This window comes from Pedobacter anseongensis, assembly GCF_037482965.1.
Classification (GTDB): domain Bacteria; phylum Bacteroidota; class Bacteroidia; order Sphingobacteriales; family Sphingobacteriaceae; genus Pedobacter; species Pedobacter anseongensis.
The window spans coordinates 813,886-836,587 of the sequence record NZ_JBBHKB010000002.1; the positions used below are offsets into that span (position 1 = coordinate 813,886).

15 protein-coding genes are annotated in these 22,702 nt (G+C 38.8%); 10 read left to right on the forward strand and 5 right to left on the reverse strand.

Features of this window, described 5'->3' with window-relative positions:
• The first annotated feature begins 42 nt into the window (after positions 1 to 42).
• Entirely contained in the window at positions 43 to 1,683 is a 1,641-nt protein-coding gene (groL, locus tag WG904_RS10740; RefSeq protein WP_339579311.1) for a chaperonin GroEL, read from the forward strand.
• 89 nt (positions 1,684 to 1,772) lie between these two features.
• On the forward strand, positions 1,773 to 2,441 hold the full coding sequence (locus WG904_RS10745; RefSeq protein WP_339579312.1) for an MgtC/SapB family protein: 669 nt from the start codon (positions 1,773 to 1,775) through the stop codon (positions 2,439 to 2,441).
• On the opposite strand, the gene WG904_RS10750 is transcribed toward WG904_RS10745, so the two are convergent.
• Positions 2,438 to 3,835: an alpha-L-fucosidase gene (locus WG904_RS10750; RefSeq protein WP_339579313.1), complete on the reverse strand. Its 1,398-nt coding sequence runs from the start codon at positions 3,833 to 3,835 to the stop codon at positions 2,438 to 2,440. The genes WG904_RS10745 and WG904_RS10750 overlap by 4 nt on opposite strands.
• Complete coding sequence (locus tag WG904_RS10755; RefSeq protein ID WP_339579314.1) at positions 3,832 to 4,830, reverse strand: TonB family protein; 999 nt, start codon at positions 4,828 to 4,830, stop codon at positions 3,832 to 3,834. The genes WG904_RS10750 and WG904_RS10755 overlap by 4 nt, the downstream gene beginning before the upstream one ends.
• Before the next feature lie 76 nt (positions 4,831 to 4,906).
• On the opposite strand from WG904_RS10755, the gene WG904_RS10760 reads away from it, so the two are divergent.
• A complete protein-coding gene (locus WG904_RS10760; RefSeq protein ID WP_339579315.1) occupies positions 4,907 to 6,334 on the forward strand; it encodes an L-serine ammonia-lyase in 1,428 nt (475 codons plus the stop codon).
• A 70-nt stretch (positions 6,335 to 6,404) separates the two neighbouring features.
• Here WG904_RS10760 and WG904_RS10765 read toward each other — a convergent pair whose 3' ends face one another.
• The 3 genes from WG904_RS10765 to WG904_RS10775 form a co-directional block, all read right to left on the reverse strand.
• Entirely contained in the window at positions 6,405 to 7,031 is a 627-nt protein-coding gene (locus tag WG904_RS10765) for an SGNH/GDSL hydrolase family protein (protein ID WP_339579316.1), read from the reverse strand.
• An 84-nt stretch (positions 7,032 to 7,115) separates the two neighbouring features.
• Complete coding sequence (gene lipB, locus WG904_RS10770) at positions 7,116 to 7,808, reverse strand: lipoyl(octanoyl) transferase LipB (RefSeq protein ID WP_339579317.1); 693 nt, start codon at positions 7,806 to 7,808, stop codon at positions 7,116 to 7,118.
• A 119-nt stretch (positions 7,809 to 7,927) separates the two neighbouring features.
• Complete coding sequence (locus WG904_RS10775; RefSeq protein WP_339579318.1) at positions 7,928 to 8,572, reverse strand: 4'-phosphopantetheinyl transferase family protein; 645 nt, start codon at positions 8,570 to 8,572, stop codon at positions 7,928 to 7,930.
• A 67-nt stretch (positions 8,573 to 8,639) separates the two neighbouring features.
• Between WG904_RS10775 and dcd the strand changes: the two genes are divergently transcribed.
• From dcd to WG904_RS10810, 7 genes are all read left to right on the forward strand, one after another.
• Positions 8,640 to 9,176, forward strand: coding sequence for a dCTP deaminase (dcd, locus tag WG904_RS10780; protein WP_339579319.1), 537 nt, complete (start codon positions 8,640 to 8,642; stop codon positions 9,174 to 9,176).
• An 83-nt stretch (positions 9,177 to 9,259) separates the two neighbouring features.
• Positions 9,260 to 11,941 (forward strand): TonB-dependent receptor plug domain-containing protein, encoded by a 2,682-nt coding sequence (locus WG904_RS10785; RefSeq protein ID WP_339579320.1) that lies wholly within the window; start codon positions 9,260 to 9,262, stop codon positions 11,939 to 11,941.
• Positions 11,928 to 14,603, forward strand: a complete 2,676-nt coding sequence (locus WG904_RS10790; RefSeq protein ID WP_339579321.1) for a TonB-dependent receptor plug domain-containing protein — start codon at positions 11,928 to 11,930, stop codon at positions 14,601 to 14,603. The genes WG904_RS10785 and WG904_RS10790 overlap by 14 nt, the downstream gene beginning before the upstream one ends.
• A 14-nt stretch (positions 14,604 to 14,617) precedes the next feature.
• Positions 14,618 to 17,044, forward strand: coding sequence for a TonB-dependent receptor plug domain-containing protein (locus WG904_RS10795; protein ID WP_339579322.1), 2,427 nt, complete (start codon positions 14,618 to 14,620; stop codon positions 17,042 to 17,044).
• Positions 17,045 to 19,480 (forward strand): hypothetical protein, encoded by a 2,436-nt coding sequence (locus WG904_RS10800; RefSeq protein WP_339579323.1) that lies wholly within the window; start codon positions 17,045 to 17,047, stop codon positions 19,478 to 19,480.
• A 2-nt stretch (positions 19,481 to 19,482) separates the two neighbouring features.
• On the forward strand, positions 19,483 to 21,876 hold the full coding sequence (locus WG904_RS10805) for a TonB-dependent receptor (RefSeq protein ID WP_339579324.1): 2,394 nt from the start codon (positions 19,483 to 19,485) through the stop codon (positions 21,874 to 21,876).
• Positions 21,877 to 21,882: 6 nt separating this feature from the next.
• Positions 21,883 to 22,647: an enoyl-CoA hydratase/isomerase family protein gene (locus WG904_RS10810; RefSeq protein ID WP_339579325.1), complete on the forward strand. Its 765-nt coding sequence runs from the start codon at positions 21,883 to 21,885 to the stop codon at positions 22,645 to 22,647.
• Positions 22,648 to 22,702 lie beyond the last annotated feature (55 nt).

Here is a 22,702-nt window from a genome sequence, read left to right on the forward strand (position 1 = left end):
CATTTCAACTTTCTAACATTAAACATTAAAACAATATTAAAAATGGCAAAACAAGTAAAATATAACGTTGAAGCAAGAGACGCTCTGAAAAGAGGTGTTGATATTTTAGCGAATGCAGTAAAAGTAACTTTAGGCCCAAAAGGTCGTAACGTAATTATCGATAAAAAATTCGGTTCGCCAGCAATCACTAAAGATGGGGTAACGGTAGCTAAAGAAATCGAATTAAAAGACCCAATCGAAAACATGGGTGCTCAAATGGTAAAAGAAGTAGCCTCTAAAACTGCTGATATTGCAGGTGATGGAACAACTACTGCTACCGTTTTAGCACAAGCTATTGTAACCGCTGGTATTAAAAATGTTGCCGCTGGTGCAAATCCGATGGATTTAAAACGCGGTATTGACAAAGCAGTTGCTGCTGTTGTAGCTAACCTGCAAGAGCAATCTCAAGCAGTTGGTGATGATAACAACAAAATTAAACAAGTAGCATCGATCTCTGCTAATAATGATGAAGTTATTGGCGCTTTAATTGCTGAGGCAATGAAAAAAGTAGGCAAAGATGGTGTAATTACTGTTGAAGAAGCAAAAGGTACTGAAACTGAAGTTAAAACTGTTGAAGGTATGCAATTCGATAGAGGTTATTTATCTCCATATTTTGTAACCAATGCCGATAAAATGGAAGCGGAATTAGAAAGTCCTTACATTTTAATCTACGATAAAAAAATTAGCAACATGAAAGAATTGTTGCCTGTTTTAGAAAAAACGGTACAAACTGGCAAACCATTGGTAATCATTTCAGAAGATTTAGATGGCGAAGCTTTAGCTACATTGGTAGTGAACAAAATTCGTGGTTCACTGAAAGTTGTTGCGGTTAAAGCCCCAGGTTTTGGCGATAGAAGAAAAGCAATGCTTGAAGATATTGCCATCTTAACTGGAGGTATCGTAATTTCTGAAGAAAGAGGGTATAAATTAGAAAATGCTGATTTAACGTATTTAGGTACTGCAGAAAAAGTTGTGGTTGATAAAGACAATACAACTGTTATTAACGGTGCTGGTAAATCTGAGGATATTAAAGCACGCGTAAATCAAATCAGAGCTCAAATCGAAACGACAACTTCTGATTATGACAAAGAAAAATTGCAAGAGCGTTTAGCTAAACTTTCGGGTGGTGTTGCAGTACTTTATGTTGGTGCAGCAAGTGAAGTGGAGATGAAAGAGAAAAAAGATCGTGTTGATGATGCGTTACACGCAACTCGTGCTGCTGTTGAAGAAGGTATTGTTGCTGGTGGTGGCGTAGCTTTCATCCGTGCAGTTGAAGCTTTAGCAGGCTTAAAAGGAATTAACGACGACGAGAGTACTGGAATTCAGATTATTCGCCGTGCTATCGAAGAGCCATTACGTCAAATCTGCGAAAATGCAGGTATCGAAGGTTCTATCGTAGTGCAAAAAGTAAAAGAAGGTAAAGCAGATTTTGGTTATAATGCTCGTACGGATGTGTATGAAAACTTAATCGGCGCTGGTGTTATTGATCCAACTAAAGTGGGTCGCGTAGCGCTAGAAAATGCCGCATCTATTGCAGCCATGCTGTTAACTACCGAAGTGGTATTAGCCGATGAGCCAGAAACTGCAGAGGCAGGCCATGCTCACCCTCCTATGGGTGGCGGCGGAATGGGCGGCATGATGTAATATAAAGCTTAAATTGAATTAACTTTCAACTGATAAAAATCCCTCGAGACTAAAACGTTTTGAGGGATTTTTCGTTATATTAGTATTATATGCTACTACTCATCCAAAATTATCTCGACAGCACTCATTTTATCACGCAAAGTGAAGTGAATAAATTCCTGTTGGCAACCTTACTATGCGGATTAATTGGTGCTGAAAGAGAATTTAGAGGTAAGCAAGCGGGATTAAAAACCATGATTATGATTGGGTTGGGCGCAACGCTCTTTACAGTGCTCTCTGTAAAAATAGGATTGGGAAGCCAAGATCGTATTGCTTCTAATATCGTTACTGGAATTGGATTTTTAGGTGCAGGCGTAATCTTTAAAGAAGACAATAAAATAAACGGGTTAACTACTGCTTGTGTAATTTGGATCGTAGCAGCTATTGGAATGGCAATTGGCGGAGGATTTTACCTACAAGCCATAGGGGTAACTGGTGTGGTATTAACCGCACTTCTTCTCTTCCCTTTCGTAGAACGCTTTGTCGAAATTAGTTGGACAACACGAACCTACCGCATCGTAAAAAAATATGAAAATGAAAGCCTAGATCGATACGAAGAATCTATCAGAAGCTCAAAATTGAAATTGCATAGAGGGAAACAAGAACTCGCAAATGGCACCATTAGTGGCTCGTGGACTGCCGTTGGAAGCCCAAAAAACCACAAAAAATTCGTGGATAAAATGCTGAGAGATCACAAAATATTGGAATTCGACTTTTAATCCATTTTAAAAACCAAAGCATGTTTCAAACCCTTTGCATTTTGAGGTAATGAAATCTGTAACTCATCCCCAAATTTTTTCCATTTAATGGCTGTCTTAATTCCCAGCAAATTGATTTTTTTAGGCATCTTCGGTGGCGATTTAATTGTAATGGGCTGTACAAATTCAGCATTTTCCGCTATCAAATACAGCGCATAGGTACTCCCGTTTTTACTTTTCGTAAAACAGACATTATCCGTTTTATAAGGCGCCACCGGTTCTGTTTCATAAATAGCTTCTTTATTCACATCCATCCAATTGCCAATTTCAGTGAGGCGCTGCAAAGCCGGTTCTGGAAACGTACCATCGGGCTTTGGACCTACATCCAATAAAAAATTACCTCCCTTGGCCACAATATCTATTAATAAATGTACCAAGGTATTCGTGCTTTTATAGTTATCATTCGGCACATAACCCCAGGCATCGCCCATAGTCATGCAGGTTTCCCAAGGATAAGACAAAGGCTTTTCTGGAATTTTTTGCTCTGGAGTTTGATAATTTTCGTATTCGCCATGCACCGTTCGGTCGACCATTATTAGCCCCGGTTGTTTTGCACGTGCCATTTTTGCGATGTTTGGCATATTAAGATCTTGATCCCATGCAGGGATTGGCGCACCCCACGATAATACTTCTGCATTAATCGTAGCTTTTGGCCTCACCCAACCCCCATCTAACCATAAAATATCAACTGGCCCATAATCGCTCATCAACTCTTCTAGCTGATTATAGGTAAACTGTTTAAATTTTTTCCATCGATCGGGATGTAAGCGAATGTCATAATTGTTATTTCGATCGGGAGTAGCATACCTAGGCCACCAATAATTTTCATTATGCCAGTCGGGTTTCGAAAAATACGCTCCGATCATGAATCCTTCTTCCCTAAACGCCGAAAAAATCTCCTTTGTAACATTGGCTTTTGGATGCACAGAAAAAGGAACATCCTTACCTGTAATTTTATAATCAGACTGCTTCGTATCGAACATCGCAAAACCATCGTGATGCTTAGTTGTAAAAACCACATACTGCATTCCAGCCCTTTTTGCATACGAAGCCCAAATTTTAGGGTCGAAGTTGATCGGATTAAATTGCTTATTCAAGTCGAAATACCAACGCTTATAATCTTCATAGTTCTTGGTGCTGTCTCTCGGTATCCAAGAAGCGTCTTCAGAATTAATACTCCACGATTCTACGATTCCTGGAATACTATAAATACCCCAATGCATAAATAAACCAAACTTCTTATCGCTCCATTGCGACAATTTAGCAACCACTTTTTGGTCGCTCGGTGCTTGATAGGTTTGGGCACTTGTACCTAATGAAGTCGCAAGTAAAAAAACACATAAAATTTTTCTCATCGCGTCGAAAATTTAAGCGGTATGCTATATCTTACACGAACCGGAACTCCTCTCATCGTTCCAGGTATCCATTTTGGCGAAGACAGAACCACACGTTTTGCCTCCTCATCAATGGATGAAAAAACAGACCGCTCTACTTTTACTTCACTTGTACTGCCATCCTTCTCAACGGCAAAACTTAAAACAACAGTACCAGAAATTCTATCTTTCGCAGCATCGCTAGGGTACTTTGTCGAATACCCTACATATTCATAAAACTTCCTAATCCCGCCTTTAAAACTAGGAGGTGCACCATAGGTAGTATAGGGATACTTAACACCCTCTCGAATGCTCTCCCCTCCTACCAATTTTCCCATGTCATAGCTTTCTATAAAACTTGTTGCAGAGGCACTCGAACTTCCCTTCCAAACCCCGTGTTTAACCCCATTAGTATACCCACCTTCTTCTGTCTGTTCATCCTTTCCAAAAACATTATAATTCCTTACATATCCATTTCCATCCTTAACGAACTCAACACCTAGTGAATCGGCTAAATAAATTAACTTCGACTCTCGATTTGAAGGACCCATTGCCGTAAAGGTAAAAGGTGCAGAGTTGCCTTGCGGTACAAATGCTAGATATTCAGTTTGCCTATGCATTTTTCCATTGCTAAAATATTCATAAGACATGCCTAAAGGAGAACCTTTTTCGTAAGTGGTAATTTCCTTTCTTTTTCCTTCCTTGTCAAACCTCATAATCACACCTTCGTAAACCAAATAGGGTTCAAAAGCAGAAACCTTCCCTGTCGTTTTACGCTTCTCATTTGAAAAAAATTCTCTTAAGATGAAATTGGTCTCTCCTGAGTCAGGCTCTTGAATAACCCTAATATAATCTGCGCTGTCTTTAGTGTTAACTTCTTTGTCGTTATTCTTAAAATAATACACATTTTGTTTCTTTTGTGCGCTCGCCCTGCCTAACACAAAACATAAAAAAAATAGGATGATGATTTTTTTCATAAGGAGTTTTACTAAACGAAGATAATCGATAAAATAGATATGTCAATATTTCTTAAAAACTATCGTAAATTTGCATATGCCAAATGAACAAATCTCCGTTTTTGATATTTTTAAAATAGGTATTGGACCCTCGAGTTCCCATACCCTCGGCCCTTGGCGTGCTGCTCAACAATTTACAAATTCGTTAACGCAACAAAACTTACTAAACGAAGTAATTCAAGTTAAAATATTACTGTACGGTTCTTTAGCAAAAACCGGGAAAGGACACGGAACTGATATTGCTATTTTATTAGGCTTAACTGGAGCAGACCCCGTTACGTTCGACGTAAATGCCATTGATAGTACGATTGAAGATATAAAACAAACACAGCAACTAAATTTAGGTGCCTCACAAATTCTTCAATTTTCGTATACAGATGATCTAATTTTCCTTTTTACAGAAAGCTTGCCTTTCCACCCAAATGCAGTCACATTTCAGGCATTTTTGGCCTCTGGCAAAGCTTTTTCAGCAACATATTACTCTATTGGTGGGGGCTTTGTTGTTAAAGAAGGAGAAAACGGTAGCGAAAAGGAACAAGTAGACCTTCCATTCCCTGTAGAAAAAGCAAGTGAATTATTGCATTGGTGCTTATCTACCGGCCTAAAAGTAAGTGAAGTGGTGATGGAAAATGAAGCGGCCTGGCGAACAGAAACTGAAACCAAAAAAGGCATTCTCCAACACTTTACGGTAATGAAAGAATGCACCTATAGGGGTTGCCATACGGTTGGCTTTTTACCTGGTGGACTAGAGGTAGCGCGAAGAGCAGCAACCCTGAATAAAAAATTACTTTCTGCAAAAGAGTATAACAATTACGATAGTTGGATCGAAGCGATTAAAAATGGTGGAAATGGGTTTAACTACATTTTAGATTGGGTAAGCTGCTTTGCGCTTGCTGTTAATGAAGAAAATGCAGCTTTCGGCCGTGTAGTAACTGCCCCAACCAACGGAGCAGCTGGCGTAATTCCTGCTGTGCTGCATTATTTCATTACCTTTTGTGATGGTTACAAACATGATAAAATTATTCAGTTCATAGCGTGCGCATCAGAAGTAGGCAGCATATTTAAAAAGGGCGCTACCATTTCGGCAGCAATGGGAGGATGCCAAGCAGAAATTGGCGTTTCTTCAGCAATGGCCGCAGCAGCCCTAACAGAGTGCTTGGGAGGCTCTCAGCGACAAGTTCTCATGGCAGCAGAGATTGCGATGGAACACCATTTGGGTTTAACCTGCGACCCTATAGGTGGTTTGGTTCAGATTCCATGCATTGAACGCAACACCATGGGGGCCATAAAAGCGATTACTGCTAGCCAGCTTGCCTTGCAAAGCAATCCAGATAAAGCTAAAGTGAGTTTAGACGCTGTGGTAAATACTATGTGGGAGACGGCTTTAGACATGAATTCTAAATACAAGGAGACTTCTGACGGCGGCTTGGCAACAAATATTCCGATTAGTTTGCCAGAGTGTTAGCGAGTAGCAAGAGCAAGAGGTATGATACGCAATTCAAGTTAGGCAACCCAGTCTTGATACTCGATACCAACTATTTAATACTCGGTATACTCATCGCCCACTGTAAGTGCATCTTTCCAGAATAATGTAGGCCATCTTTTGCAACCAAGGATAAATCTGTGGCGGCATTTCTCGAAGCCGGTGTAATGTCAGTATAACTTACTTCTTGTGCCAAAGTTTCCTCCTTATTTATGGCATTAAAAGCGTCGATATCGGCGGCAATTGCTTTCGTACTTTTTCCACTTGATAAACCGAAGGGCGTAACCCCCCAGTCGGGGATAGAAAGCACAAATACACGTTTTTTATTTCCTCCAGCAAAGCTGATGGCCGTATGTAATAATTCTTTAAACTCTTTGCGATAAGTTACTTTCGAATAGCCTCTATACTGATTATTTACACCAATTAGCAAGGTCACAAAATCAAAAGTCTCGCTTAACTTTTCAGCCTTTATGGCAACTTGCAATTCGTCTGTTGTCCACCCTGTTTTGGCTATTATTTTCGGGTTAGCAACGTTTAAACCCTGAACGCTTAACTGCCCAGCAAACTGGTATGGAAAAGATTCGCTAGCGGCAACCGACTCGCCAATGGTATACGAATCGCCTAAAGCTAAATAGGTTAATACAGGTTTGTCGAGATTCAAGATTGTTGGTTCTTCCATTTTTTTTGTACAACCCAATAATACGAATAATGACAAGAAAAGTAGGTTAACGTTCATACAATTACCTACGAGTTTTATCGAAAATTAGATTTCCATTTTAAAAAGCGCAGCAATATGCCCCTTTAACTTCTCTTTCACCTCTTCCATCACCAAAGGCTTGCCCAACTCCCTTTCCATCGAAGTTACATCCTTATCATCTATCCCGCAAGGTACAATGTTCTTAAAATAATCTAAATCTGTATTTACGTTAAAAGCAAAGCCGTGCATGGTTACCCAGCGACTGCAGCGCACCCCTAGTGCGCAAATTTTCCTTGCTTTTGAATGATCTGCATCTAACCAAACCCCAGTGTAGCCTTCGTATCTGCCTCCCACAATACCATACTCTGCCAAAGTTAAAATCACTGCCTCTTCGAGCGTTCGCAAGTATAAATGAATGTCGGTAAAAAAATTATCCAGATCTAAAATCGGATAGCCCACAATTTGCCCAGGTCCGTGATACGTGATATCACCACCCCTATTAATTTTATAATAGGTAGCCTGTTTTTCTGCTAGCCCCTTCTCATCTAATAATAAATTTTCGGGCCGCCCACTTTTACCCAAGGTATATACATGCGGGTGTTCGCAAAAAACAAGATAGTTAGGAGTGGGTATAGCGGTGTTTTCAGTACGATTTTTGCCTTTTAAAGCAACCGTATCATTAAACAAGAGGTCTTGCTTTTCCCATGCGGCTTGATAATCAATCAGCCCCCAATCTATAAATTCAGTTACTTTGTTCATATACTAATTTACAGTTTATTTGCGCTTAGAAAACGTGCCAAAATTATATGGCCTTATAATCCTTATAGGGTAAAAATATAGCCCAATTAAAGCAACTCCGTGAGCTATGTTTTTATCGACTAATTGCCCGCAACATAACCCAACATATAGCCATCTTTCGTTTTAAAGTAATTTACATCCAATGCTTTTGTACCTTCTGGCAATTCTACCAATGCTTGTAAAACACCTTCATCTTTTAACTTAAACGGTCTAATGTGGATATGTTGTTTAAATTCTAGGCCTTTACGACCATTCCATTTATAAATGGCTTCTTTGGCACACCAACTTACATAAAGGCCATTGGTATTATCGCCGATCTGCTTTTGCGCCAGCTCTAGATCTGATAAGAATTTATGCTTAATGCTTTTTATTTTATGCTTTATCAACTCAATATCAACACCAACCTTTTTATCCTTACTAATAATTACGGCCGCATAATCATACGAGTGGCTTAAAGAGATGTAGGTGTCGCTATTTACCAAATAGGGTTTGCCATGATCGTCCATCCGGCAGTCGATATAATCGCTCGTATTTAGCATTTTTCTCAGCAATAAACGCGTACTTAGCCAATGTAATGCACGCTTTCCATTACTTAAGGAAGCAATTACATCAAGCTCATGCTGCTTTAACTGCAAACCTGAAAGTAATTGTTCTTCAGTTTCTTCAATTTTCCAAACCGCAAGACTGGTTTGCTCGTCAATATCTTTTTGATAAACTATCGGCATCTCTTATTTAAAAAAGTAATGCAAAAGTATCTTAAAATAATTATAATTTAGTCCAAAATACTCAAAAATGATACTATCCGACAAACACATCCTGCAAGAAATAGATAAAGGGACAATAATTATTGAACCTTTTAGATTAGATTGCTTAGGTACAAACTCGTATGATGTACATTTAGGAAAATATTTAGCCACCTATAAAGACCGTGTCTTAGATGCCAAAGCACATAACAAAATTGAGCATTTCGAAATCCCTAAAGATGGTTTTGTACTGCAACCTGGCACTTTATATTTAGGTGTAACCTTAGAATATACCGAGACACATGCTCATGTACCATTTTTAGAAGGCAAAAGTAGCACAGGCAGGCTCGGCATTGATATTCATGCTACAGCTGGAAAAGGCGATGTAGGTTTCTGTAATACCTGGACGTTAGAAATTTCTTGTGCGCAACCTGTTCGCATTTATGCAGGTATGCCTATCGGGCAATTAATTTATTTTGCGGTTGATGGCGATATTACCACCATGTATAATACAAAAGATAATGCCAAATACAACCATAAAACCACAAAACCTGTTGAAAGCATGATGTGGAAAAACACATTCTAAACAAATCAACTAACTTTTTAATATATTTATTTTTTATAAGCCTTAGGTTTTGTAACTTAAGGCTTTATTATTCATACACACCTATGAAGACAAAGCTGTTTACCCTTTGCTTGGCGCTTGTTAGTTTGCTTGGCCTATCTGCTTTTGTAATCGCTGATGATCCATTTGCAGCTTTACTAAAGAGGCTAGAAGAATTTACTAAAAAGTATCCTCAAGAAAAAGTATATCTTCATCTCGATAAGCCTTATTATGCCATTGGCGACGATATTTGGTTCAAAGCTTATGTGCTCGATGCTCGAACTTCGGCACCAACCACGCTTAGTAAAATTTTGTATGTAGAACTTTTCGACGAAAAGGATTCACTGAGGAAACAACTTAAAGTACCCATGCAAATTGGAATTAGCTGGGGCAATTTTAAACTAGCTGATACGCTTAGCGAAGGAAATTATCGAATTAGAGCGTATACCCAACTGATGCGCAATGCTGGTCCCGATTTCTTTTTCGATAAAACCATAAAAATTGGCAACTCATGGGCAAATAAAGTATTTGTAAAAACAGATTATATTTTTATTCAAGACGGTACCACTGAAAAAGTAAAGAGTACCCTTAATTTTTCAGATAATGACGGCAAACCCTATGCAAACATCGATGTTAACTATGTGGTTGAGCTGAGCGCTCGCACCATAACCAAAGGAAAAACCACTACAAATGAAAATGGAGAAATTAGTATCCCCATTGTAAACACGCAACCTAACCTTTACAAATCGGGAAAAATAACAGCTATATTAACCCTGCCCAATAAGCAGCAAATCACGAAAATTATACCCCTTAAAACTACTTCAACCACTATTGATGTACAATTCTTCCCAGAAAGCGGAAGTTTTATACAGGGGCTACCCAATAAAGTTGCCTTTAAAGCTGTAAATGCGCAAGGCAAAGGCGAAGATATTAAAGGAGTTATTATAGATAATGAGGGTACTGAAATTACAGATTTCGAAAGTTCGTATCTAGGAATGGGCAGTTTCTATTTAAATCCCCTCGCAAATAAACCCTATCAAGCTAAAATAAAATTCAAAAATGGAAGTGAGAAAATCATCAACCTCCCAAAAACTGAAAGTAGTGGGTATGTTTTAAGTATTAATACTAACGACACGGCTAAAGTTGCCATCAAAATATTACTTACCGACGATTTAATTGGAAAGGGAACACTTAACCTATTGGCCCAAAAAAATGGAAACATCTATTTTTCCATGAAAGTACCTACTGCAAAAAATATCGCGATAGCAAGTCTCCCTAAAGCCGAACTCCCATCGGGTATCGTTACGCTAACCCTTTTTAATGCAGAAAATATACCCGTTGCCGAACGCTTAGTGTTTATAGACAACGCACTCGACAAAATCAATATTAGCGGAAGCAATCTTAGCGAATCGTACTCCAAAAGAGAATTAATGAATCTCGATTTTTTAGGCACAAACAATAACAAACCAACGCAGGCAAGTTTTTCAGTCGCCGTAACCAATGCTTCGATCGTAGCGCCCGACCTAGAAAATGAAAGTAATATTTTTACAAGTTTGCTTTTAACTTCTGATCTGAAAGGGTATGTTGAAAAACCGAACCATTATTTTATGAATAATGATGCTAAAACAAGAACAGCACTCGATCATCTTTTACTCACGCAAGGTTGGCGAAAGATAAATTGGCAGGCGGTTAACAGTTCTCAGATGGTTAACAATTTTAAGCCCGAAACTTCACTTCGGATTAGTGGCACCATAACTACAAATGGAGGTAAACCGGTACCTAATGGAAAAGTTTCCCTTTTTTCTTCATCCAAAGGGCTTTTTGCTATCGATACACTAACTGATGCTAATGGTCGATTTAATTTCGACAATCTCGAATTCCCCGACAGTGTGCGATTTATTGTTCAAGCCCGAAATCAAAAAGGAAAGAGAGACGTACTTATCAAACTCGATGTAGTACCCGGGCAACTTATTACCCCCAACAAAAACATGGCCGACATAGAAGTTAACGTAAACGACGAGTTAAAGAATTACCTAGCCGGAAGCGATGATTATTTTAACGAGCTTACTAAACGTGGGATGCTTAATCGTACCATACAACTAAAAAAAGTTGAAATTATTGGCCAAAAAAAACAAGTTGAAAATTCTTCAAACCTAAACGGTGCTGGGCATGCAGATGCCGTTATCACGGCAAAAGATTTGGAGAACGTGACACTCCTTTCTACGTATTTAATGGGCCGAATTGCGGGAATTACTGTTCGCAATGGGCAGGCCTATTCTCGACAATCTGCTAATCCTATGGCTATTGTTTTAGATGGGATGAATATGCAAGATTTTACATTAGATGATATTAACGTTTTTGATATAGAAAGCGTTGAAGTATTGAAAAGCATAGGAAATACGGCAATTTATGGCGCTCGAGGAGGTAATGGCGTACTCGTAATTAACACAAAACGTGGTGGGGGCTCCTTAACCTCGGTTTACTCGCCAGGCATTATCACCTATAGTCCGAAAGGTTATGCACCAAGCAAACTATTTTATTCTCCCCGCTATGACATCAAACCTGACCCAAAACCCGATTTAAGAACCACTATATATTGGAATCCCTCTATCGTATCAGACAAAGATGGCAAGTTTAAATTCGATTATTTTAATGCTGATAGTCCGGGTTTATACCGTGTAGTAATCGAAGGAATAGACTTGTTTGGCAACCTTGCCCGAAAAACTTTTACCTATGACGTTAAATAAAATGAAAAAAACAACACTTTTATGGCTAAGCCTAATCTCTATGGTTTCACTTAGTGCTTTTGCAATGCAAGAAGACCCCTTTGCAGACCTACTTAAAAAACTCGAAGAGTTTACAAAAAAATACCCCACAGAGAAAGTACACTTGCATTTAGATAAACCATATTATAGCATTGGCGACGATATATGGTTTAAAGCTTATGTAGTGAACGGTAAAACCAATGAGCCTTCGGCACTTAGCAACATTTTGTATGTAGAGCTTATAAATGGAAGAGATTCGGTGCAAAAGCAAATTAAACTGGCCATGAAAGGTGGGATTGCTTGGGGCGATTTTAAACTTACCGATTCATTAGAGGAAGGAAATTATCGAATTCGCGCCTATACACAATGGATGAGAAATGCAGGACCATCCTTCTTTTTCGATAAAACCATAAAAATTGGCAACGGTTGGACAAATAAAGTATTTACCAAAACCTCGTTTAAAAACAACATTACTACCATTGTTTTTGCCGACAAAAATGGCGCCCCGTATGTCAACCATCAAGTTAACTTCGATGTCATGCTTAATGGAAAAAGCACTGCAAAAGGAATGGTGATGACTTCTGCTGCTGGTGAAGCTAAATTGACCCTTCCAAATACACAAAAATCAGGATTAATAAAGGCCACCATCACGTTTATCGATGGCAATAAGATTACAAAACAGATTCCAATTAAATCTACGGCCACAGATATGGATGTACAATTCTTTCCTGAAGGGGGTACATTGGTAGATGGACTTCCATCAAAAGTAGCTGTTAAAGTGGTGAATGCCAATGGGCTTGGCGAAAATATAAGTGGAAAAATTATTGACAACGACGGCACAGAAATTTTGGATTTCGAAACCACTTATCTAGGAATGGGTTCGTTTTCACTTACTTCTGTACCAGGGAAAACCTATACCGCAAAAGTGAAATTTGCAAATGGAAGCACCAAATCCATCGCCTTGCCAAAATCGCAGACTAGCGGATATGCGATTAGCGTAAATAATATCGATAGTAGCAAAACAACCATAAGGATAATGATTAGTCCAGACCTCTTAAATAAGGGCGATCTTAATTTATTAGCACACCACAATGGCGTGGTCTTATTTGCAGCAAAAGTACCTACCGTAAAACAGATTGCAGTAGTTACAATCCAAAAATCCGGCTTTCCTTCTGGCATTATGTCTATAAACTTATTCTCTCCAGATAACTTACCCGTTGCTGAGCGAATTGCCTTTGTAAACAACACCAATAATAAGATAGAACTAAACATGAAAGGGCTCAAAGAAAGCTATAGCAAGAGAGAAAACGTAGTGATGGATATAACGGCCACCAATGCAGATAAGCCCACTCAGGGCAGCTTTTCGGTATCCATTACCAACACCTCTATCATTAATCCCGATCCCGAGAACGAAACCAACTTACTAACCAGCTTATTGTTAACTTCAGACTTAAAGGGATATATAGAAAAGCCGAACCATTATTTCATGAATAATGAGTTAACTACTCGTATCGAACTCGATCACCTTTTATTAACGCAGGGATGGAGAAAAATTGATTGGAAACTTACAGTCCCTACTTTAATTTATCCTATCGAAAAAGGAATTAAAATTAGCGGCACGGTAACTATGGCCGGCAAACCCGTTGCAAAAGGAAAAGTAGGTCTTTTATCATCCACGGCTGGGCTATTTGCAATCGACACCTTAACCGATGACGATGGAAAATTCACATTCGATCAAATTGCTTTTAACGATGGCACCCAGTTTGCCATCAAAGCCACTTCGGCTACCAACAAAAAAAATGTAAAAATTGTAATGGACGATTTACCAGGACAAGTGGTAACCTTAAATCCAAATTCGGCCGACGTAGAAGTGAACGTAAATGAAGCGCTGAAAAATTATTTGACACAAAGCACAGCCTACTTGGATGAGCAGGAAAAAAGAGGATTTCTAAATCGAGTAAACAAACTGAAAGCAGTAGAGATTGTTGGAGAAAAGCCAAATAAAGCACCCAATTCGGCCAACTTAAATGGCCCTGGTGTTGCCGATGCTATTTTTGATGCTAACGACCTTAAAAACTCAGTCACATTAACACAGTTTTTAAACGGAAGAGTAGCAGGATTGAATGTTAGCAACGAAGGGCTTCCCTCTAATATGCGCAACGGGGGCAATATGAGCGTATTTGTAGACGGCGTTGTATTTATAGATGCTGGCAGCGAAGAGGCTCCAAGTGGCAGTTTAAACGACCTTACCTTATTAGATATAGAAAGTATTGAAATTTTAAAAACAATAGGCACAACAACCATCTATGGCCACGCAGGCGCAAACGGAGTTATTGTAATTACCACTAAAACCGGAAAAGGAAAAGGCATTTCAAATTATGCCCCCGGTATGTTATCCTACTATCCAAAAGGACTATTCGCCAACCGTCAGTTCTATTCACCGAAATACGATACCAACCCCGATCCTAAGCCAGATTTTAGATCTACCGTATATTGGAACCCCCATTTAGTATCCGATACAAATGGAAAAACGAACATCAATTTTTTTAATACCGATCAGGCCGGTACTTATAGAATGGTAATAGAAGGCATAGATGGATTTGGAAATCTAGCTAGAAAAGTATTAACCTATCAAGTGAAATAAACTCCTATCTACCAATGAAACGTCTAATCCCAGCATTTTTCTTAAGCTTACTCATTGTGCTATGCTCAAGCTTTAGAGCAGATGAAACCCCATTAGAAAAGCTCTTAAAACAGCTCGCCAAAATTACCGCAGCTTATCCCCAAGAAAAAGTGCATTTACAAATAGATAAACCTTATTATGCCATTGGCGAAGACATTTGGATAAAAGCCTACCTTGTAAACGCCGAGAAAAATGAACCATCACTGTTAAGTAAGGTACTTTATGTAGATCTGGTCGACCAAAAGAATGAAATTAAGGCAACCATAAAGCTCGAAGTAACAAATGGATTAGCAAATGGTAATATTAGCCTAATTGAATCGCTACAGCCTGGGAATTATCGCATCCGAGCGTACACCAATTACATGCGCAACTACGATGAAAGCTTCTTTTTCGAAAAAAGAATAACCATTGGCAATGTAATGGACAAAACAGAAACGGTTACTAAGAAGGAAGATAAACCAACCTTTAATGTGCAATTTTTTCCAGAAGGAGGTAACATGGTAGCAGGAATTAGAGGCAAAATTGGCGTAAAAGCAGTTAGTAGCGATGGGTATGGTGCAAATTTAACCGGACAAATTGTAAACCAGAAAAAAGAAAAAGTTGCGCTATTTAATACAGAATATGCGGGAATGGGTGCTTTTGCACTTCTGCCTCAACCTGGAGAAAAATATACCGCCATCGTTACATTACCAAATGGAGAGGAGAGATCATTTAAACTTCCAGATGCGCTAGAAAGTGGTTTTTCATTTGCCGTAAATACTGTGAACGACAACCTAACGGTACGTATCGGTGCCAGCAAGGACAACGTTGGTGGTAAAGAAATGTTCGTGGTTGCTCAAACCAATGGCATAGTGTATGCTTCATTTGCATTTTCACCTAATCAACAAAATAATGCCGCAAGCATTCCGCTTAAAAACTTCCCAACCGGAATGGCTCAGTTTACGTTATTCAACAGCGAAAGCCAGCCTATTGCAGAGCGATTGGTATTTGTTAATCATCACGACCAGCTAAATATCTATACGAGCAATGCTGCAAATGCTACGGTTAAAGGAAAAACAGAGATTAACTTAAAAGTTGTTCAAAATGATGGAAATCTGGTGGATGGAAATTTTTCTGTAGCAATAACAGACATGGGCAAAGTACCCCTTGATGAAGATGATCAAGTAACGATACTTTCGAACCTATTATTAAGTTCCGATCTTAAAGGGTACATAGAAAAGCCTAATTACTATTTTAACGACACAAACTCAGACAAAGCTAGACAATTAGACAACCTTTTACTTACGCAAGGCTGGAGAAGATTTAAGTGGCAAGACATCATCACCTCTAAAGAACCCGATATTACGTTTAGGCCCGAGCTTAGTTTAGAATTGAGCGGTAAAATAACTGACGAATTTAAAAAACCATTGCCGGGTGCACGCATTACTCTTGTTTCCTTAACACCCGGAATGCTCTTAAAATTGGATACCATTTCTGATGCCAAAGGCAATTTCGTATTCGACCGATTAGACCTACCTGATAGCACAAGTGTAATGATGCAGGCTAAAACAGAGAAAGGCTCAAAGGCGATAAATTTGATATTAAATAATAGCCCGAAACCAACGGCCGCACCATTTTTTGGAAACTCGATTAATATCGCTACCTACCTCGAAAATACAAAAGCTAGATTTGAAGAGCTAGATAAATTAAATATGATTGATAAAGGGATTCTGTTAAATACAGTTACCATTACCAAACAAAGGAATTTAGAATCGCCTTTAAATGTAAAAAACTCTGCAAACTCAAGTGGAGCGGTTGATCACTTGGTAAAACAAGAACAATTGGAGAAAGAGTTTAACATTTACACTGTATTTTCTAAAATTCCAGGTGTAATGGTGAAAGGAGGAAAATACATCTACCGAATTCGAGCCCCAAGATCCATAATGGGAGGCAATCCTCCTATGCTATTAATTATTGATGGTGTGCAGGTTAATCAGACTGATATGCCAGATTATTTAGGGATGATTAACCCGAGAGATCTTGCTGGTATCGAAGTATTAACTAGCGATTATAATACCAGTGTTTTAGGTCCCGATGCAGTTGGGGGTGCAGTTTACATCACCACTAAAAATGGGATGGGTGCGCCTAGTCCAGCTACAAATACAGGAAAAGTGAAAAATGCTGGCTTTACCACTAAAAAGGAATTTTATATGCCAAATTACGACGACCCGAAAACGGATAAACAACTGTTGGATTTGAGAAGTACCATATACTGGAATCCCAATGTAATTACCAATGAGAAAGGAATAGCTAAATTTAGTTTCTTCAATGCCGGTACACCAGGAAAATACCAAGTTACGATAGAAGGGTTAGATACTTTTGGAAACTTGGGAAGAAAGATTTATACATACGAAGTTAAATAGATGAACACTAGATTAAAAACATGCGTTTTAGGGGTAATCGCCTGCTTATGCCTTGGTTTTAAGGCTGAAGAAACCCCTTTAGAAAAACTATTGAAACAACTGTCCAAAATCACAAAAAGCTACCCTCAAGAAAAGGTGCACTTACATCTCGATAAGCCCTATTACGCAATTGGTGAAGACATTTGGATGAAGGCTTATCTCGTAACCGCTGAGAGCAATGAACCGTCTCTTTTAAGTAACGTACTTTATGTAGATCTTATCGATCAAAACAACGCCATACAAAAAACAGCAAAACTCAAAGTAACAGATGGATTGGCAAATGGCAACATTAGTTTAACAGACTCTTTACAAGCCGGGAACTACCGTATTCGTGCCTACACTAATTATATGCGGAATTACGATGCTGACTTCTTTTTCGAAAGGAAATTAACCATTGGCAATGTGATGGAAAAAACGGCAAACCTTAACAAAAAGGAAGACAAGCCTACTCTAGGTATACAATTTTTTCCGGAGGGTGGGAATATGTTGATAGGCATCAGGTGCAAAATTGGCGTAAAAGCTGTACGTAGTGATGGCTTTGGCGCAAACTTAACAGGCAAAATTGTAAACCAGAAAAAAGAGAAAGTAGCGGTTTTTAGTACAGAACACGCAGGAATGGGCGCTTTTGCACTAGTACCTCAAGCAGGGGAAAAATATACCGCAATTGTTACCTTATCCAATGGTGAAGAAAAATCGTTTAAACTTCCAGAGGCGCTAGAAAGTGGATTTTCATTTGCGGCCAATGTTGCAAATGATGACATAAATGTTCGTGTTGGTGCTAGCAAAGATAAAGTTGGAGGAAAAGAAATGTTTGTGGTTGCACAGTCTAATGGCGTAGTGTGTGCATCTTTTACATTTTCCCCTAATCAGCAAAATAGTGCCGCAGCCCTTCCGCTTAAAAACTTCCCCACAGGAATTGTTCAGCTTACCTTATTCAATAGTGAATGCCAACCTCTTGCAGAGCGATTGATTTTTGTAAATCATCACGATCAGCTAAAAATTGAAGTTAGTGGCGGCACAAATGCTACCGTTAAACATAAAACTGCGCTCGACATAAAAGTTGCTGAAGCCGGCGGAAGTCCTATTGCTGGAAATTTTTCAGTAGCTATAACAGATATGGGCAAAGTACCGCTTGATGAAGATGATCAAATAACCATCCTTTCGAATCTATTATTAACCTCCGATCTTAAAGGATACATTGAAAAGCCCAATTACTACTTCAATAACAGCACTCTTGATAAAGAACGACAACTCGATCAACTTTTACTTACACAAGGTTGGAGAAGATTTATCTGGGAAGATATTGCTATGGAAAAAGAACCAACTATAACGTTCAGACCCGAACTCGGCTTGGAATTAAGTGGTAAAATAACCAACGAATTTAACAAACCATTGGCCGGGGCCCGAGTTAACCTGTTTTCAGTTACACCTGGTCTACTTTTAAAATTAGATACCGTTTCTGATAGTAAGGGGAATTTTATATTTGATGGCTTAGACCTGCCCGATAGCACGAATTTAATTATACAAGCTAAAACAGACAAGGGCCTAAAGGCGATTAAGGTTGCGTTAACTAAAAGTCCGCAAGTAACGGCAGCACCATTTTTCGGAAGCAGCATTAATATTTCTACGTATTTAGAAAGTACAAAAGCGAGATTTGAGGAATTGGAAAAATTAAACATGATAAGCAAGGGTATATTATTAAATACGGTTTCTATTAGCAAGCAAAGAAATGTAGCGTCTTCCTTAAATGTAAAAAATTCTGCCAATACTAGCGGAGTGGCAAATCAGCTAATTAAAGCTGAACAGTTAGCGAAAGAGTTTAATATTTTTACTGTTTTTTCAAAGGTTCCAGGTGTAATGGTAAAAATGATAAAAGATAAAAGATATGTTTTTCGTACCATGGCTAGAAGATCAATAATGTCAAGCAACCTCCCTATGTTGTTAATAGTGGATGGTGTACAGATTAATCAATTAGAAATGCCAGAGTTTTTAGAAAGCATTAATCCTAGAGATTTAGCGGGCATTGAAGTGCTAACTAGCGATTATTTTACAAGTGTTTTAGGACCCGATGCTTCTAGTGGTGCAATTTATATCACCACAAAAAAAGGTTCCGACACCCTTATTCCGGCCACCAATACAGCAAAAGTTAAAAATGGAGGTTATACCACTAAAAAAGAGTTTTACGTTCCAAACTACGACGACCCCACTACCAATAAAGAACTGCCTGATTTGAGAAGCACAATTTACTGGAATCCAAATGTGATTACAGATGAAAACGGAGTCGCTAAATTTAATTTTTTTAATGCAGGCACCCCGGGGAAATATCAAGTTAGCATAGAAGGTCTTGATCCCTTTGGCGCTTTGGGAAGAAAAATCTTCACTTACGAAGTAAAGTAACCATGAATAACCAAGTTAAAATATGCATTATAGGATTAATTGTTAGCATAAGCCTTGGGTTTAAGGCAGATGAAACGCCATTAGAGAAACTGCTTAAACAGCTCGCTAAAATAACCGCTAACTACCCACAAGAGAAGGTGCATTTGCATCTCGATAAGCCCTATTACGCCATTGGCGAAGATATGTGGATAAAAGGTTATGTGGTAACAGCCGAAAAAAATGAACCCTCATTGTTGAGTGCTGTACTGTATGTAGATCTGATCGACCAATACAATACCATTAAGAAAACGGCAAAACTGGAGGTCGTTAAGGGGTTAGCGTATGGTAATATTACCCTCATCGACTCCTTAAGCCCCGGGAATTACCACATCCGTGCCTATACCAATTACATGCGTAATTATGATGCCAGATTTTTCTTTCAAAAGGACATAATTATTGGAAGTTTAATCGAAAAAATGCCAGCTTCTTCTAAAAAAGAGGAGAAAATTGAGCTAGACCTTCAGTTCTTTCCAGAAGGGGGAAATATGTTAGCTGGAGTAAGAGGCAAAGTGGGCATTAAAGCAGTTACAAACGATGGATTAGGCGCCAACCTTTCGGGCTACATCGAAAATCATAATGGCGAAAAAGTGGCTGTTTTTACAACAGAGCATGCAGGTATGGGCTCTTTTGCATTTAGGCCAGAAAAAAATGAAAAATATACTGCAATCGTAACCTTGGCCGATGGGCAAGCGCGAGCGTTTAAACTTCCAGATGTGAAAGAGAACGGGTATGCATTAGGATTAACGGCTACGAGTGAGGCCATAAACGTAAAAATTGCGACTACTCCGGCATTGATTGGAAATAAAGAAGTGTTGGTGATTGCTCAAGCCAATGGGGTAGTATGTGCCTCATTTCCCTTTACACCTATTAAAGAGGTTACCATAACGCCAATTAAACTAGAGAATTTTCCCACCGGCATCGTACAATTTACAGCGTTTGATGCAGAGGGTAAACCGCTTAGCGAGCGACTAATTTTTGTAAACCATAACGACGCACTCGATATAAATGTAAATACAAATTCAGTAGCCTTAACAAAAGGCAAAACAGAAATGAAATTAGCCACGCTAAATAGCAATAAAAAACCGGTTGAGGCTAGTTTTTCTGTTTCTATTACCGATTTAAAACAAATCGCACAAAATGAAGATGATGAAACCACCATCCTCTCCAATCTTTTGCTTACCTCAGACCTTAAAGGTTTTGTAGAGCAACCTAATTACTATTTTAGCAAAGTTGATGAGAATAAAATCAGACAATTAGATAATCTTTTACTTACCCAAGGCTGGCGACGATTTGTTTGGGAAGATATTATGGCCGAAAAAGAACCTGAAATTAGTTTCAGACCAGAAATTACCTTAGAGGTAAGCGGCAAAATTACCGGTGCTAATGACATAGACCTGCCAAAAGCAAACGTTACCCTCATTTCTACTACGCCTGGTTTTTTTCTAAAACTAGATACCGTATCGGATGCTAGGGGAAATTTTGTGTTCGATAGATTGGAAGTGCCCGATAGCGTAAATTTTATGCTTAAATCGGTTTACGGTAAAGGGCAGAACAAAGACATTAAGCTTACACTCAATCAACGCCCGAAAGTTACACCTTACAAAACCATTCGTAAAACTGTAGACCTTGCCCCTTATCTCGAAATCACCAAAAAATCATTTCAAGAGCTGGGGAAATTTAAAGGTGAAGGTATTGCCTTAAATACGGTAACGATTACCAAACAACGAGAAATGAAATCTCCCTTAAATGTGCCTAACTCGGCAAATGCGAGTGGATCGGTAGATTACCTGATTACAAGAAAAATGCTTGAAGTAGAGAATAACGTAATGATGGTATTTCATAGAGCGCCTGGAATTAGGGTTGCTGGGGATGGAATTGTTGTTGATACCAGAAAAAATAAAGTAATGAGACTCATTGTAGACGGTACCGAAATTGACCAGAGCGCACAGCCCTATTTTTTAAAATCTATCAATCCGAAAGATTTGGAAGGCATTGAAATACTAACCAGTTCGTATAATACATCAGTGTTAGGTGGCGGTGGTACCATTTACGTCACTACAAAAAGAGGCGCTGGCGCCATCAGTTCTGCCACCAATACCGCAAAAATTACCAATGCGGGTTTTAGCGTTAGAAAAGAATTTTACGTTCCAAATTACGACGACCCAAAAACGAACAACCAATTGCAAGATTTAAGAAGCACCGTATATTGGAATCCAAAGATTACCACAGATGAGAAAGGCTTAGCTAGCTTTAGCTTTTTTAATGCAGGCACACCCGGAAAATACCAAGTTACCATAGAAGGTTTAGACACCTTTGGAAACTTGGGAAGAAAAGTTTATACTTACGAAGTAAAATAACGAAATATGAACACAATTGCTGTTACCATAAAGGATAGACTTGCCATTATCACGCTTAATCGAGGAAAATCGAATGCATTAAACAGAGAAATGGTTACCGAGCTAACCGATATCTTACATAACATCGAAAACGACCAAAATATTGGTGGCGCAATCATCACTGGCAAGGAAAATTTCTTCTCGGCAGGCTTAGATCTCATCGAATTATATAATTACAATGAAGAAGAAGCCGAAAGTTTTTGGCATCTTTTCTTAAATTTTGTGGCAAAGATTACCGCATTTAAAAAACCTTTAGTGTGTGCAATTAATGGGCATAGTCCGGCAGGTGGTTGCGTAATTGCCCTAGCTTGCGATGTCCGCATCATGGCTGAAGGCAAATTTATTATTGGTCTAAACGAGGTGCCTGTGGGGATCATTGTACCCAATAGTATTTTTAACTTGTATTCTTACTGGCTAGGTAATGCCAATGCAAGTAGAAGTCTATTAGAAGGAAAATTATTTAATCCTGAAGATGCGTTAGCAATCGGCTTAGTAGACGAACTAGTGAAACAAGAAAGTATTTTAACTGCTGCCGAACGCGCTGCCAGAAAATATATGGCTTTCGAGAGTACCACTTGGCAGCAAAGTAAATTAAACATTAGAAGCGCATTAATTGCCAATACCAGTGCCGATCAAAGCACCGATTTAGCCATTATGCTTAAGCAGTGGTGGTCGCCCAGCACAAGAGCTATTTTGAAAACGATAATTGATAGCTTGCAACGGAAGAATTAGCGAATTCGTAAATTGGTTAATTTGACAATGCCCAACCAACCAAAAAATTAAAACA

Bases quoted from the DNA above. Each gene is read 5' to 3' on its own strand.
- groL (WP_339579311.1), top strand. From the start codon at position 43: ATGGCAAAACAAGTAAAATATAACGTTGAAGCAAGAGACGCTCTGAAA.
- WG904_RS10745 (WP_339579312.1), top strand. From the start codon at position 1,773: ATGCTACTACTCATCCAAAATTATCTCGACAGCACTCATTTTATCACG.
- WG904_RS10750 (WP_339579313.1), bottom strand. From the start codon at position 3,835: ATGAGAAAAATTTTATGTGTTTTTTTACTTGCGACTTCATTAGGTACA.
- WG904_RS10755 (WP_339579314.1), bottom strand. From the start codon at position 4,830: ATGAAAAAAATCATCATCCTATTTTTTTTATGTTTTGTGTTAGGCAGG.
- WG904_RS10760 (WP_339579315.1), top strand. From the start codon at position 4,907: ATGCCAAATGAACAAATCTCCGTTTTTGATATTTTTAAAATAGGTATT.
- WG904_RS10765 (WP_339579316.1), bottom strand. From the start codon at position 7,031: ATGGAAGAACCAACAATCTTGAATCTCGACAAACCTGTATTAACCTAT.
- lipB (WP_339579317.1), bottom strand. From the start codon at position 7,808: ATGAACAAAGTAACTGAATTTATAGATTGGGGGCTGATTGATTATCAA.
- WG904_RS10775 (WP_339579318.1), bottom strand. From the start codon at position 8,572: ATGCCGATAGTTTATCAAAAAGATATTGACGAGCAAACCAGTCTTGCG.
- dcd (WP_339579319.1), top strand. From the start codon at position 8,640: ATGATACTATCCGACAAACACATCCTGCAAGAAATAGATAAAGGGACA.
- WG904_RS10785 (WP_339579320.1), top strand. From the start codon at position 9,260: ATGAAGACAAAGCTGTTTACCCTTTGCTTGGCGCTTGTTAGTTTGCTT.
- WG904_RS10790 (WP_339579321.1), top strand. From the start codon at position 11,928: ATGACGTTAAATAAAATGAAAAAAACAACACTTTTATGGCTAAGCCTA.
- WG904_RS10795 (WP_339579322.1), top strand. From the start codon at position 14,618: ATGAAACGTCTAATCCCAGCATTTTTCTTAAGCTTACTCATTGTGCTA.
- WG904_RS10800 (WP_339579323.1), top strand. From the start codon at position 17,045: ATGAACACTAGATTAAAAACATGCGTTTTAGGGGTAATCGCCTGCTTA.
- WG904_RS10805 (WP_339579324.1), top strand. From the start codon at position 19,483: ATGAATAACCAAGTTAAAATATGCATTATAGGATTAATTGTTAGCATA.
- WG904_RS10810 (WP_339579325.1), top strand. From the start codon at position 21,883: ATGAACACAATTGCTGTTACCATAAAGGATAGACTTGCCATTATCACG.